The following is a 13,794-nucleotide window of genomic DNA, read 5'->3' as shown; positions in this document are numbered from 1 at the left end:
TCACAAAAGCAGTTCTACATACTAACAATTGGCGTAATGAAACATATGCTTTACTTGTGACATAGCCATCAAGCACGTATTATTCATCAACATTCAATAGTATACCAATAGTTAAACACTTATTTTTTAACTGTTTATTGGCAAAGAGTCCTATCTTACATGTTTTATCCTTTACCTGCTTTTATTGGCTTACGTTATGCAAAAGCCTCAAAAGGTAGTAATTTTATTGCCTTTATTAATATGTTTTCTGTGGCCGGCATTGCTTTAGGCTTAATGTCTTTGATTACCGTTTTGTCTGTTATGAACGGATTTGAAGGCGAACTAAAACTGCGTAATCTAGGTATTACACCTCATATTTTAGTGAAAACCAATAATCATTCATCTTTTGAACCCACTCAATTTGATGATATTGCTGGCGTGCTTGCCAGTACAGAATATATTGAGGGTGAGGGATTAATACAATCAGCACAAGGGCTTAAAGGTGTGCAGTTTCATGGCGTGGATCCGGAAGCGATGCAGACCTCTTCGGTTATTAGCAATAATATGTTGATTGGCAAACTGTCTGATTTAAATAAAGGTGAGTATGGGGTGGTGATAGGCCGTGCTTTGTCTATTCAATTACAACTACGGATAGGCGACAAAACTCGATTAATAGCCTCAGGCAATAGTTTTTTTGGTCCTTTCGGGCGGATTTATAGCCAAAGAGTTTTTAACGTGGTGGGCATATACGATGTGGGATCGGCTTTAGACGATAAAGTCATTCTGCTTAATGTTGATGATGCTGCAAAATTATTGCGTGCTAAAAAACAGGGTATCGCGCAAACTCGGTTATTTTTACAAGATGCGTTTGATTATAAAGCGGTATCAGCTGAGTTAGAAAACCTTGGTTATGAATCGACTAATTGGCGCATTCAACAAGGCGCATTATTTGATGCTGTTAAAATGGAAAAAAATATGATGTCGCTGATGTTGTTATTAATTGTCGCTGTGGCTGCATTTAATATTGTGTCAGCATTAGTCATGGTGGTGACCGAGAAACAAGGGGATATCGCTATATTACTGACTCAAGGAATGACCCGTAAAAACATTATGGGCATATTTTTGTTTAATGGTGCATACAATGGCATTAAGGGGACTGTAATTGGTTTAACCTTAGGTTTACTGTTGGTATCGCAAATCAATAATATTTTAGATTTATTGAATGTCCCCATCTTTTTAGGGCCAGATGGCACTGGTTTACCAATAGATTTACAATGGCATCAAGTCGGCATTCTGATCCTCACATCCTTGATATTGTGTTTTGTGGCAAGTTTGTATCCAGCCTACCAAGCGCTAAAAGTCAGTCCAGCGAATGCATTAAAATATGAATAAATCGCGTAGAACTCTGTAATTAAGGTTATTTCGGTATACAATGACCGGCTAGTCTACAATTGTTATCAAAACACAAAACTCACCATAAAATACATGGTGGAAGGTTTCATAAGGTCAATATTGATGGAAAAAACATTTATCACCGCACAGCAACTTCTGGAAGATTCATTCCGTGTTGCTGCCCAAGTTTATGACAGTGGTTTTCGCCCTGAATTTATTATTGGTATTTGGCGAGGTGGTGCACCAATTGGTATTGCTGTTCAAGAGTATTTTGACTTCAAAAAAGTAGAGACTGATCATATAGCTGTCCGTACCTCTTCATATTATGGAATAAATCAACAATCTAAAACTATTAAAGTTCATGGTTTACATTATTTAATAGAAAATGCCAATGCTGAAGATAGTTTACTAATTGTTGATGATGTATTTGATTCAGGCCGAAGTGTTGAAGCTTTAATGGCGCAAATTAAAAAGTTATCACGGGCTAATATGCCTAAAGATATACGCATTGCTTGCCCATATTACAAACCAGATAATAACAAAACTAATATTGTGCCAGATTATTTTGTACATGAAAGTAACGAGTGGTTAGTGTTTCCCCATGAGATTTCAGGATTAACGCCAGACGAAATCATTAATGGTAAAACTGATTTATGCAATGTACACGATTTACTAAAACAATAAGAGTCGATTTATTTAAATATAGGCTTCTTAATTTAAGAGGCCTTTTTTATGAGTTGCAGATTAAATCTGTAGCGGATTAAGTATGGATCAGAAACAAGCTCAACAATATTTGCTGACAAAACCTTTCACCGCTGAGGTGTTTCCTTTTGGCGAGGGCATAGCTGTGTACAAGGTCAAAGATAAAATGTTTGCTACATTAGCCATTGGTAAGATGGGCAGGAGAGATAACACAGAGAACGTGGGAAACGACAATCAAGATTATTGGATGAATCTTAAATGTGATCCTCAAGAAGCTGTCATGTTACGAGATATATTCCCAGCAGTTATTCCCGGTTACCATATGAACAAACTTCACTGGAACACAGTGATCTTAGATGGCTCTATTCCTCAAGGTGAAATTGAACGTATGATAGATAATAGCTTTGATTTAGTGGTGAATAAGATGAGTAAAAAACAGCAACAATCAATTTTGCTATTAAGGTAAATTAACTATTTATTTAGAATGAATACTCATAGTCACAATTAAAATATTCAAACAGTTACCTAATTTGTTTTTACCAGTCTATCGTTTTCCCCTGCCAATCTAAGTAACTCACAGTTTGATCTATTGCTACATTTTCAACTATTTCAGATAGTTTTGTTGCGACAAATTCACTGCTAAATAATTTGTCTTTTGCCACATTGTGTTGAAAGGGTTTAGACAAGGCTGTGTCTGTTGTCCCCGGATGAAAGGCTATTAATTTTATATTTTTTGCTCTACGGGCTAACTCTATTGAAGCAGTTTTTATCATCATGTTTAACGCAGCTTTTGATGCTCGGTAACTATACCAGCCACCTAATTGGTTATCGCTTATACTGCCAACGCGAGCACTAAACAATACTACTTTACAAGGCTTTTCTCCTGTCAGGATTGGTGTTAACTTTTGTAACCATAATATAGGTGTTAATGCATTTGCCGTCATCACCTGATTAAACGCTTCCTGATTAAAATCCTCTAGTCGTTTTTCTGGGCGAAGTGCATCGTTGTGTAAAATTCCGTTGCAAATATATACATGACCAATAGCTTTGCTGTTGATGTGTTTAAGTTGTTCAATTGCCAAATCTATTGAGTTGGCTTGATAATTTTTAACCATTATTGTTTTTACATTTTTAGCTGTCGCTAGTTGATGCGTAATTTTACGACTAATTAATATTATGTCTTCGGTTGGCAGTTGTTGGTGATGTGCCGCAATTGCTGCGCCTATGCTGCTATTTGCACCTATTATTAATGTTGTTCGACTTGTCATGGCATATTCCTGAATTACATTGAGTGGTTTTAAGCCCTAAAAGTTTGCTAAGAAAAGTGGAAATAGGGTGACGATATTTAGCTACTAATAAGTAGACATAATGACTCATAGTTTTTATCACTGGCCAGTTAAGCGGAGCCACCCAAAAGCCTTTACCAACTAGAGTCCAAGCCCTGTGAGTGACGGATAATCCAAGTAATAATTGTCCTTGATAATATCCATGCAGTATTTTCATGGCATCGCTATATTTGACATGGGGGTAAAGAGTTTGAAAGTTGTCTTGTTGGATATTTACTAAATGAATTAGCTCTGTTTTATCATAACCCTTTAGCTTATTCATCTCTGCACAACACATTGGACAATTACCATCATAAAATATCGTTAGCATAAAGTTTTCCTATTAGCTCTGGGTAAATCGTTATGGGAAGTAAACAAGGTTGATTATGGCTATTTTTTTGATTATAAATAATCAGGCTGCCCATCCACATTTAACAATGTTAATAATTGGTCTGGTTTAGCATAACTTAAACGGGATAATCTTTGGCTTGTGTGGTAACTATCTAAGCCTGATACAGAAACTGTGTTTAATTCTTGTAAATCTATGTAGCCATCTTTTTTTATAGCATTTTGCATGCAAATGATATGGCTTATTTCACCCACTATTAATAAGGTGTTATTTATTTCCATTGGGATTATTTCCCTCAAAGTTAACGCGTATTTCAATTTACTTTCTTTGACGAAAGGGACGTTAATGTTATCTATCTCTTCAACGGTTAATCCTGTTTGTTCGAATTCACATACGTTGGCATCATAACGGGCAGACGTTTGGTGTGCCGCTTGCCAAAAACCGCTGTTAACTTGGTTAATAGTAAATTGTTTGGTTTGTTGGATGTTTGCTAAAGTATGTCTTTCAACTGTATTTGGCCGAGTGACAAATCCCACTAAAGCGGGTGAAGCTCCAAGGTGAAATACAGAGCTAAAAATAGCCAGGTTATTCACTCCATTTTTACTTCGGCTTGCCACCAAATTAGCACTTTTGAATCCGGACAAACTATTTATCAACCTAGCTCTGTAGTCTGAGGGCATAGTATTAAGTTGGTCTATATTAATATTGCTTATCAAGTTTTTTGGCCTTTGCTGACACTGTCTTGTAATTTCGTACGTACTCGAATGGGTTATCGATCACTAGTTTCCTTTGAATACATAAGACCGTGTTGTACAATGAATACTTAATCAATTGAAAAACAAAGATAAATTTAAGTTTATTCTTAGAAATGTTAGAGATGTACTGGGTTAATTAATTCGTTGATCTGTTGTGAACAACACACATTCACTATATTGTTCTAATAACGAATTAGTTAGCAAACTGATTTCATAATTATTAATGCCATATTTTTTTCTTTATTAAATTCAAAAAACTTTCACCCTGCGCTTGGACTAAAAATTACATGATAGATTTTGTTGCCGTTTTTATTACTTTTTTTGCTGTTATTGACCCAATAGGTACTCTACCGGTGTTTATTGCGGTAACTGATAAATATGACGCAAAGACTAAGCGTCGTGTTGCTTTACTGGCGACAATTGTCGCTGCCCTTGTCTTATTGTTTTTCCTGTTTATTGGCGAATATTTGTTGAATTCTTTGCATATTCCTCTTCCGGCATTTCAAATATCCGGAGGAATTGTGTTATTCCTATTTGCCATGAATATGATATTTGGTCAAAGTAAACCGGAAGAAGAAATAAAACTGTTAAGAAAGTCTCATAAAGAAACGGCTATTTTTCCCCTTGCAATACCTTCTATAGCAAGTCCAGGGGCTATGTTAGCTGCGGTACTTTTAACTAAAAATTCTGTGTATACTTTTTTAGAACAAGCATTGACTGCATTAGTTATGTTAGGCGTTTTACTGTTAGCTTATATTTTAATGTTAATGTCTGGGTTAATCAGCCGTTTTATTGGCAATAGTGGGGCCAGTGTTATTAGCCGAGTGATGGGCTTAATTCTTTCAGCCATTGCCACCACTAATATATTAACGGGTTTGACTGATTATTTTAAATTCATGCAGGTATAAACCACAAACAACTATATGTTTACACCAGAAATAAATCATCTCTGATTGTTTACCCTATTAGTTTTAATAATAATCTTAATTTCAAACGAAGTAATGATTTAGCATCATTTTATATACGGGGCTTAAAATGATTTCAAGTGCTTTTTAGGGGGGTATTCTGAGAGCTCACTTTTTATTATGAATTGGTGAAACAAGCCTCGAACTTAAATTAATATTCATTAGCCGAGTGACTGCATGGATGCTATCTGTATACTGAGTTTATATTCAAGAGCAGAAAATAATAGTTTAATATGCATAACGTATCATTACGAAATAACGTCAAAGTCTCAGGTTTAAATAATGCCCCAACATTGATGCTTGCCCATGGATTCGGCTGTGATCAAAATATGTGGCGATTTATGCTGGCTGAGTTAGAAAAACACTATCAAGTCATCTTGTTTGATTACGTAGGTTCTGGAAATTCATTGTTAGCAGAATATTCACAAAATCGATATTCAACACTAGAAGGATATGCGCAAGATATAATCGAGATTATTGACGAGTTACAACTTAAAGATGTGACTATTATTGGTCATTCTGTGAGTTCAATTATTGCTTCTATCGCCTCTCTTGATGTTCCACAAATAATTAAAAAAATTATTATGATCTGTCCCTCACCTTGTTTCTTAAATATTCCCCCAGATTATCAAGGTGGATTTGAGCGCCAAGATTTAGAAGAATTGATAGATCTAATGGATAAAAACTATATCGGTTGGGCTAACTATTTAGCCCCACTTGTTATAGGTAGCTCGCAATCGCAAGAGCTTATCGGTGAACTATCTGGTAGTTTCTGTAGTACAGACCCAATAGTGGCAAAAACGTTTGCTAAAGCCACATTTTTTTCAGACCATCGAGACATTTTAAATGACATGAAGTGCGAGGTGCTGATCCTACAAAGCTCTTCGGACGCATTGGCCGATGTAAAAGTTGGCGAATATATGCATAAAAATATAGTCAATAGCCAGCTTGTGGTTATTGATGCCGAAGGTCATTGTTTGCACATGACCAATTATTTAGACATTACTCCGATAGTGCTGCGTTTTCTTGAGAGTCATTAATGACCCAGGTCAGTATTGCAAATTTAGATGATTTTTGTTCTGGGCATATGGTTGTAAACCAAGATAGAAACATTCTTTTTTGCAATGACTATCTTAACAAATTAAGTGGTCTACCTCGCAATAAACTAATCAATACTCCCATAGCTAATTGCTTTACAAAAGCTTCAAACATTTTTATCGATAGTTATGTGTTTCCAATCCTACTAAACGAAAAGCTTGTGCAAGAAATTCAGCTGAATTGGATTGGGTTAGATGGTGTCGCTATATCTGTTGTGGCTAATATTCGGTTAGTTGAAGATGGTCGTTCTTTTTGGTCAATGACCTCATGTACAAACCGAGACAAGCTGTATAGTGAGTTGATTCAGACCAAAAATAAACTGGAAGAACAGTCGCAAGAATTGTTTCTCATGGCGACAACAGATCCTCTAACAGGCTTGTTAAATAGGCGCGAACTTTTAGTTCAGGCCGACAGGCTATCTCATTTAGTGGCGAGATATTCATCGACCTATGCATTGCTAACAATCGATGTGGATTTTTTTAAACATGTTAATGATACCTATGGTCATCAAGCTGGTGATAAGGTTCTAGTGAACTTAGCCAACATATTGACCGAAGGTCGACGCACTAATGATTTAATTGCACGGGTAGGGGGAGAAGAGTTTGTAATGGTATTACCTCACATGGATGAGAAAAATGCCTTTATATTTGCCGAAAAATTAAGGAAAAAGGTACAAAGTCAATCAGTTGATAATTTACATATTACTGTGAGTATCGGCTTAGTGGTCAGCCAAAAAGATATCAACAAACAATTTGATCTACTATTAAATTTATCTGACAAAGCTCTTTACGATGCCAAGAACTCCGGGCGAAACAAAACTGCAGTTGCGACCCACTAGTTATGTCTATTCAACATTTACAGGTTTTCACAGACGCTAGTGTTAATACTAAGTTGAAGGTCGGGTATGGTGCTTACTTGGTGGTCACTGAACGAAGTGCTTTAGTAGATATCCTTACAAATGACGTTAATATTAAACGCTTTACCCAAACTAGTTCGACAAAGTTGGAGTTACAAACCCTGTTGTGGGCATTACAAGACATAACGACCATTAGTGATGATAAAAATATAAGTTTAACCATTTATACCGATTGCCAAAATATTATCGGTTTGCCTGACCGGCAAGTTCGACTTGAACAGAATCGATATATGACGAGTAAAAATAAACTTCACAGTAATTATCAGTTGTATCAAGAATTTTACCATTTAACCGCTAGCATAAAATGCCAGTTTGTTAAGGTCGTAGGGCATCAAGCAACATCAAGTAAAGATGTTATTGATAAAGTGTTCAGTTTGGTAGATAAGAAAGCCAGACAAGCATTAAGACAAGAGTTTTCAACTAATATCTAACTAAAAACAATAAATATCTAGGGGGTATGATTGTTTTTTAGGTAAAGCTTGTCATGAAAGGTGCACACCCAATGAGGTTTATGGATCACCAAAATAGTAATGGTCATACCGTTAAACATGGCTTCTGGGAACAACATCAAACTTGTAATGATGAAATAATTATCATGAATGGTTGGCCAATCGTACACTCCATCTAAGTAATAATAGCCACTAAGCGCCATCATTTTTAAAGCTATGGTTAATGCGCCGGGGATAAATGCGCATAAAAATATGTAGATAAAAATATTTCTAGGCAGCTTATGAAATGTAAAACTATATATGCCATAAGTGATAGAAATAGGTAATAAAACTCCAAGCAAAAAGTTAACACCCAACATATTTACGTTTTCTTCACCGGTCAAAGTGACCCCCAATAAGACTAAACAGGCGCTGAACATAGCCCATCTAAAGCCTAGTATTAAAGGTAAAGCGGCTAACCATAAAAAATGCACAGTTAACCCTTCATAAATACCTGTTCTAAACATCCACAAAATAAATACACTGGCACAGCAACCAAACACTAAGTGCTGAAGTTTTTTATTCACTTTGAGCTGAGTCAGCGGCAGGTTTTTAAACAATAAATAGGCAACTATTAAACTAATAATACTTGCTATTAATTGTATTGTGCTGAATTGAACTGTGTTTTCCACTACGAACCTTTACAACTAGTTATTTTAAACTTTGCTATTAAATACAGACCAAATGGGTGCGTGATCGGAAGGTTTTTCAATTCCTCTTAATTCATAATCTACATCTGCTTCTTGGATGGTTTCATGCAAGTTTTTAGTGGCTAATATGAGATCAATACGTAATCCTCGGTTGTCAGGGAACCCTTTAGACCGATAATCAAACCAACTGTATTTTTCTGCTTCAAGCGGATGCAATGCTCTGAAACCATCTGTAAATCCCCAATCAATTAGCGTATTTAACCAATCACGCTCTTCAGGTAAAAAGCTACATTTTTTGGTTTGTAACCAACGTTTTCGATTAGGTTCGCCTATACCGATATCTAGATCTGTGTGAGAGATATTCACATCACCCATCACGATCACATTATCTTCAGGTGTATGATATTCATTTAAATAGCCCATTAAATCTTGATAATATTTACGTTTAGCTGGGTATTTAGTTTCGTGATTTTGGTTTTCACCTTGTGGAAAATAACCATTCAAAATACGTACTGTTTCCCCATTATCCATGGGGTAGGTGACCATGATCATGCGCCGCTGAGCTTCCTCGTCATCACTAGGAAAACCATATTGCACATCAATTGCTTCTTTTTTACATAACATAGCCACACCATAATGGGCTTTTTGGCCATGAAAGTAGACCTTGTAGCCCATAGCTTCAACATCTGCTATGGGAAACTGTTCGTTATGAACTTTGATTTCTTGTAAGCCAATAATATCCGGTTGGTGCTTGTCTATTAAAGCTTGTAATTGATGAAGACGCGCACGTATTCCGTTGATATTAAAAGAAATGACTTTCATGTTTTATGAGTACCTGAATAAAAATAAAGAGAAAATAATGGTCTTTATTGTGAAAGGTTATGCCATCAAGAACAAGTGTTTAAATAGACACTTAAATTAATTTGTTCTTATGACTTATATTTATTAGGCACTGAACGTAGAGTACATTTGTCTGGTCGTTTATATTGAATAGGCGATACTTTAGGCAATTTCACGCTTTTGTGATTATAACTTTGATAATCAATAAGTGATAACAAGTGGCTAATACAATTCACTCTTGCTGCTTTTTTATTATCTGCTTCTATGTTGTACCAAGGGCTTAAATTTGTATCTGTGTATTTTAACATTGCATCTTTAGCTTTTGAATACTCAGTCCATTTACTGCGAGAGACTAAGTCCATATCTGAAAATTTCCAACGTTTTAGGGGATTATCTAAACGCTCTAAAAAACGTTCTTCTTGTTTTTCTTGTGACACTGAGAACCAATATTTAATCAGAGTGATGCCCGAGCGAATTAGCATAGTTTCAAATTCTGGACAGCTAGTTAAAAAGTCTTGGTATTCTGCATCAGTACAAAATCCCATGACTTTTTCAACACCAGCCCGATTATACCAACTACGGTCAAATAATATAATTTCTCCGCCAGCGGGCAGGTGACTGACATATCGTTGGAAATACCATTGACTGCGCTCTTTCTCTGTAGGTTTTCCTAGGGCTACAACCTTTACTATCCTTGGATTGAGTCGTGAGGTGATGGTTTTAATGACTCCGCCTTTACCCGCAGCGTCTCTACCTTCAAAAATAACGACAACTTTTGCCCCAGTAGTTTGCACCCATTCTTGTAGGTTAACTAATTCAATTTGCAGTTTTGAGATATGTTCTTCATATTCATGTTTTTTCATTTATTTGTTGCCTGAATTAAATAAAATTAGTTTTAAAATCATAGACTTTGTTAGACTAATTCTAGTCTTGTATCTTATCAATATAAATTTGCACATGTTACATCTGATCCAATCAAACAAAATGGAAGTGTTAGCTGAAACTCTAATAAGTTGTTTCAGAGAAACCGCGCAACAAGGCCATTCAATTTTCGAACCCGACCAAGTGTTAGTACAAAGTCCAGGTATGTCACAGTGGTTAAAAATAAAAATTGCCGAATCCCTAGGCATTGCCGCTAATATTGATTTTCCTTTGCCCTCTAGTTTTATTTGGCAATTATATCGTCAACATATTCAAGGTTTACCAGAACAATCAGCTTTTACCAAACCGAATATGGCTTGGAAAATAATGAGCCTTTTACCCACGCTATTAGAGCAAGATGAGTTTGCCCCCATCAAACGATATTTGGCTGATGATCAAGCATTAAAGTTGTATCAACTAGCGGGCAAAATTGCCGATGTTTATGATCAATATTTGGTTTATCGACCAGAATGGATTTTAAGTTGGGAGCAGGGGGATGATAATTTAGCTTATTTATCTCAAGGGTTTTCACAATTGAGCGCAGAGCAAACTCATGCCTGGCAACCTATTTTATGGCGTGCACTAGTCCAATATAGTGAAGATCTCGATGAATCGCCCTACCACAGAGCTAACTTACATCAAGGTTTATTAACAGCTTTACAAAATGTTGAAGTCTCGGATAGTCATAACGTCAATGAAAAACCTCTTATGGTGTTTGGTATATCCGCTATGCCTTTACAACAATTAGAAGTATTGAATGCGTTAGCTAAAAGTCGCGAAGTATTGATCTTCTGGTTTAATCCAAGTCAACATTATTGGGGCGATATAGTCGATAGAAAAACCCAAGCTAAAGCTCAACTTAAAGCCATTGATAAACCTGACATTGGTGCTGAATTGTTAGATGTAGGTAATCCTTTATTGGCTTCTTGGGGCAAACTAGGCCGTGATTATCAAGACATGTTGTTGTCTTTCGATTTGCAGCAGCAGGATTGTTTTATTGAGCAAACTGCCGCAAGTTTGTTAGAACACATTCAACTGGATATTAATAATTTACAGTTTAGAAATACCGCTAATGATTTAGCTGCCAGTGAGTTATTAAGTAATGGTGTTGAGTACCCCAAAATTGAAATTTCGCCAACTGATAATTCATTACAAGTTCATGCCTGTCACTCTAAAATACGTGAATTAGAAATTTTACATGATCAATTATTAAAACGGTTCAACGATAATCCTGCGTGGTCGCCAGCAGATATAATTGTGATGATGCCTGATGTAGCGACTTATGCGCCATATATTGAAGGGGTGTTTGGTGCTGTGCAAAGTGACTTGTATATTCCTTATGCCATCTCAGATCGGAATTTTGCTCAAGTATCACCGCTGATCATTAGCTTTATTAATATCATGAAATTACATCAGAGCCGGTTAACGCTTTCTGAAGTGTTGTCCTTGTTAGAAGTGCCTGCGGTGCAGCGGAAATTTGATATTAGTTTGCAAGAATATGAATTGATCCAACATTGGTTAAATGATGCTGGGATCCGCTGGGGCTGGGATGGTAAGGATAAAACCCGTTGGGATTTACCTGCAGAAAAACAAAACACTTGGTTGTTTGGTTTACAACGTTTGCTTGCCGGTTTTGCTATGTCAGCAAACAGTTTGTTTCAAGGTCATGATGAACTCATTGCTCCCTATGCAGATATCGAAGGTCAACAATCTGTAGCCTTAGGTAAGTGTTATAGCGTTATCCAAGTAATATTATCGGCACTAAATTTTTGCCAACAAAAGCAGAATATAAATACTAAGGTTACAGGCGCTTTACAGTTGCTAGAACAGTTATATTTAGTTGAAGAAAATGAACAAATAGAACTTATTTCCGTTCGTGAATCTCTTGAGGCTATATTGTCTCATCAAAGCCAATTTACTGGCGAGTTGGAACAAGACGTTTTTGTTAGTGAACTAGAACAAAATATTCAAGAAAAAGGAGTAGGACAGCGATTTTTAGCTGGCTATATTAACTTTTGTACCCTGATGCCCATGCGGAGTATTCCTTTTAAAATGGTCTGTTTATTAGGCATGAACGACACTGACTATCCAAGACAAAGTGTGCCTATGGGATTTGATTTAATGCGTTTGGCTCCGGTAAAAAGAGGGGACAGGTCAAGACGTTTAGACGATCGTTACTTATTTTTAGAAGCCTTGCTGTCAGCTAGAGAACAATTGTATTTAAGTTACCAAGGCTATAGCCAAAAAAATAATAGTGCTTTATCTCCGTCTATTTTACTCAGTGAATTATTAGAGTATTGCCAGCAAGGTTTTGCCTTACAAGGTGAGCTGACATTGGATGTTGAACAAACAGAACATAACTTACTTAAACATCTATTAGTTAGCCATAAATTACACGCTTTTGAATTAGCTTATTTTGACGACAGTCACAAAAATTTAATCAGTTTTAATCCGGCGATTGCAAAAATTGCACAGCAAACCCTGCAAAAAGTAGAAACTCCTTCGTTCTTCGAACAACAAGAACAGCAAGATATTCAAGTCAATACTAGGATTGATTTAGATGAATTAATTGAGTTTTATCTGAATCCAGCCAAGGTATTTTTCGTTAATCGTTGGCAAAGCCGTTTTTATCCTTTGGCTGATAATAATACTGATTTAGAGCCTTTTGCATTTGATGGACTAGATAGATATCAAATTAACGACGCTTTGGTAAATGTTATGGTTCAGCAGTTTCAAGATAATAAGCAACTACAGAAGTCTGGTGTTAATGAGTTAGTCACTGAGTTTCGTGCTCAAGGTTTATTACCTATTGGCGTGACTGGTGATCTAGCAATTCAACCTTTACTGCAACAAAGTGAAAATATAGCGAAACAAATGATCGAGCTGTTGGCTGGCTCACACAGAAGTCATGTTGATCTTGATATAAACATTCATCAACATACTGTTACTGGGCGGATTAAGCATATATATGGGCAAAATCTTATTTTATGGCGACCCGGTAAGCTCAGAGAAAAAGATAAAGTTATCCTCTATTTATATTGGTTATGTTTATGTGTCAGCCCACCGAAACAAGGTCTAGACAGTGCCTTTTTTGTAAGTGTTGAAAAGTTATATCGTTTACCTGTGATAGATAAAGAAGTAGCAGAGAGTGCCTTAAATAATTGGCTAAATGTGTATGTTTTCGGGCAAAGACAAGTGGTACATTTTTATCCTAAAACAGCTTGGCAGTGGCTGAAAACAGAAGATCAAAATAAAACCATTCAAGCATTTAAAGGTAACCAGTTTAGTTCTGGCGAAGGCGATGAAGTTCACACTCAAAGAGTGTGCCCAGATTTATCTGAGTGTTTTAGTGAATTCACCGCATTAGCAGAGTCTTTATTGTTACCTTTGCTAGCGCTAGAAAAACAGAAATAA

The 13,794-nt window shown here is 36.2% G+C and carries 14 protein-coding genes; 8 read left to right on the top strand and 6 right to left on the bottom strand.

The genetic code is table 11. The features are described 5' to 3' along the window. Window positions 1–159: 159 nt before the first annotated feature. From GQR87_RS11085 to GQR87_RS11075, 3 genes are all read left to right on the top strand, one after another. The gene (locus GQR87_RS11085; protein ID WP_158969305.1) at window positions 160–1,371 is read left to right on the top strand and encodes a lipoprotein-releasing ABC transporter permease subunit; all 1,212 of its coding nucleotides are present in this window, start codon (window positions 160–162) and stop codon (window positions 1,369–1,371) included. Between the two features lie 123 nt (window positions 1,372–1,494). Next, window positions 1,495–2,055, top strand: a complete 561-nt coding sequence (locus GQR87_RS11080; protein ID WP_158969303.1) for a phosphoribosyltransferase — start codon at window positions 1,495–1,497, stop codon at window positions 2,053–2,055. Window positions 2,056–2,137: 82 nt separating this feature from the next. Next, entirely contained in the window at window positions 2,138–2,539 is a 402-nt protein-coding gene (locus GQR87_RS11075; RefSeq protein ID WP_158969301.1) for an MmcQ/YjbR family DNA-binding protein, read from the top strand. A gap of 70 nt (window positions 2,540–2,609) precedes the next feature. Here GQR87_RS11075 and GQR87_RS11070 read toward each other — a convergent pair whose 3' ends face one another. From GQR87_RS11070 to GQR87_RS11060, 3 genes are all read right to left on the bottom strand, one after another. Continuing rightward, window positions 2,610–3,341 carry an SDR family NAD(P)-dependent oxidoreductase gene (locus tag GQR87_RS11070; RefSeq protein WP_158969299.1) on the bottom strand — a complete coding sequence of 244 codons (732 nt, stop codon included), beginning with the start codon at window positions 3,339–3,341 and terminating at the stop codon, window positions 2,610–2,612. Then, window positions 3,304–3,729 (bottom strand): thiol-disulfide oxidoreductase DCC family protein, encoded by a 426-nt coding sequence (locus GQR87_RS11065; RefSeq protein WP_158969297.1) that lies wholly within the window; start codon window positions 3,727–3,729, stop codon window positions 3,304–3,306. Before GQR87_RS11065 ends, GQR87_RS11070 begins: the two co-directional genes overlap by 38 nt. Before the next feature lie 71 nt (window positions 3,730–3,800). Continuing rightward, window positions 3,801–4,460 carry a flavin reductase family protein gene (locus tag GQR87_RS11060; RefSeq protein WP_370459634.1) on the bottom strand — a complete coding sequence of 220 codons (660 nt, stop codon included), beginning with the start codon at window positions 4,458–4,460 and terminating at the stop codon, window positions 3,801–3,803. Window positions 4,461–4,789: 329 nt separating this feature from the next. Here GQR87_RS11060 and GQR87_RS11055 point away from each other — a divergent pair, with 329 nt between their 5' ends. From GQR87_RS11055 to GQR87_RS11040, 4 genes are all read left to right on the top strand, one after another. Further along, complete coding sequence (locus GQR87_RS11055; RefSeq protein ID WP_158969295.1) at window positions 4,790–5,410, top strand: MarC family protein; 621 nt, start codon at window positions 4,790–4,792, stop codon at window positions 5,408–5,410. Between the two features lie 290 nt (window positions 5,411–5,700). Then, the gene (locus tag GQR87_RS11050) at window positions 5,701–6,507 is read left to right on the top strand and encodes an alpha/beta fold hydrolase (protein WP_158969293.1); all 807 of its coding nucleotides are present in this window, start codon (window positions 5,701–5,703) and stop codon (window positions 6,505–6,507) included. Continuing rightward, window positions 6,507–7,403, top strand: coding sequence for a sensor domain-containing diguanylate cyclase (locus GQR87_RS11045; protein ID WP_158969291.1), 897 nt, complete (start codon window positions 6,507–6,509; stop codon window positions 7,401–7,403). Before GQR87_RS11050 ends, GQR87_RS11045 begins: the two co-directional genes overlap by 1 nt. 2 nt (window positions 7,404–7,405) lie before the next feature. After that, complete coding sequence (locus tag GQR87_RS11040; RefSeq protein ID WP_233267460.1) at window positions 7,406–7,912, top strand: ribonuclease HI; 507 nt, start codon at window positions 7,406–7,408, stop codon at window positions 7,910–7,912. 17 nt (window positions 7,913–7,929) lie between these two features. Here the strand turns inward: GQR87_RS11040 and GQR87_RS11035 are convergent, their stop codons facing one another. From GQR87_RS11035 to ppk2, 3 genes are all read right to left on the bottom strand, one after another. After that, complete coding sequence (locus GQR87_RS11035) at window positions 7,930–8,601, bottom strand: energy-coupling factor ABC transporter permease (RefSeq protein WP_158969289.1); 672 nt, start codon at window positions 8,599–8,601, stop codon at window positions 7,930–7,932. 24 nt (window positions 8,602–8,625) lie between these two features. Continuing rightward, window positions 8,626–9,441, bottom strand: a complete 816-nt coding sequence (gene xthA, locus GQR87_RS11030) for an exodeoxyribonuclease III (RefSeq protein ID WP_158969287.1) — start codon at window positions 9,439–9,441, stop codon at window positions 8,626–8,628. 107 nt (window positions 9,442–9,548) lie between these two features. Beyond that, the gene (ppk2, locus tag GQR87_RS11025; protein WP_158969285.1) at window positions 9,549–10,322 is read right to left on the bottom strand and encodes a polyphosphate kinase 2; all 774 of its coding nucleotides are present in this window, start codon (window positions 10,320–10,322) and stop codon (window positions 9,549–9,551) included. Between the two features lie 94 nt (window positions 10,323–10,416). Between ppk2 and recC the strand changes: the two genes are divergently transcribed. Continuing rightward, window positions 10,417–13,794 carry an exodeoxyribonuclease V subunit gamma gene (recC, locus tag GQR87_RS11020; protein WP_158969283.1) on the top strand — a complete coding sequence of 1,126 codons (3,378 nt, stop codon included), beginning with the start codon at window positions 10,417–10,419 and terminating at the stop codon, window positions 13,792–13,794.

Source organism: Paraglaciecola sp. L3A3 (genome assembly GCF_009796765.1).
Taxonomy (GTDB): Bacteria; Pseudomonadota; Gammaproteobacteria; order Enterobacterales; family Alteromonadaceae; genus Paraglaciecola.
Note: the sequence above shows the minus strand (reverse complement) of the source record. Positions and strands in the feature narration are given on the sequence as shown.

Bases quoted from the DNA above. Each gene is read 5' to 3' on its own strand.
- GQR87_RS11080 (WP_158969303.1), top strand. From the start codon at position 1,495: ATGGAAAAAACATTTATCACCGCACAGCAACTTCTGGAAGATTCATTC.
- GQR87_RS11075 (WP_158969301.1), top strand. From the start codon at position 2,138: ATGGATCAGAAACAAGCTCAACAATATTTGCTGACAAAACCTTTCACC.
- GQR87_RS11070 (WP_158969299.1), bottom strand. From the start codon at position 3,341: ATGACAAGTCGAACAACATTAATAATAGGTGCAAATAGCAGCATAGGC.
- GQR87_RS11040 (WP_233267460.1), top strand. From the start codon at position 7,406: ATGTCTATTCAACATTTACAGGTTTTCACAGACGCTAGTGTTAATACT.
- xthA (WP_158969287.1), bottom strand. From the start codon at position 9,441: ATGAAAGTCATTTCTTTTAATATCAACGGAATACGTGCGCGTCTTCAT.
- recC (WP_158969283.1), top strand. From the start codon at position 10,417: ATGTTACATCTGATCCAATCAAACAAAATGGAAGTGTTAGCTGAAACT.
- GQR87_RS11055 (WP_158969295.1), top strand. From the start codon at position 4,790: ATGATAGATTTTGTTGCCGTTTTTATTACTTTTTTTGCTGTTATTGAC.
- GQR87_RS11065 (WP_158969297.1), bottom strand. From the start codon at position 3,729: ATGCTAACGATATTTTATGATGGTAATTGTCCAATGTGTTGTGCAGAG.
- GQR87_RS11085 (WP_158969305.1), top strand. From the start codon at position 160: ATGTTTTATCCTTTACCTGCTTTTATTGGCTTACGTTATGCAAAAGCC.
- GQR87_RS11045 (WP_158969291.1), top strand. From the start codon at position 6,507: ATGACCCAGGTCAGTATTGCAAATTTAGATGATTTTTGTTCTGGGCAT.
- GQR87_RS11050 (WP_158969293.1), top strand. From the start codon at position 5,701: ATGCATAACGTATCATTACGAAATAACGTCAAAGTCTCAGGTTTAAAT.
- ppk2 (WP_158969285.1), bottom strand. From the start codon at position 10,322: ATGAAAAAACATGAATATGAAGAACATATCTCAAAACTGCAAATTGAA.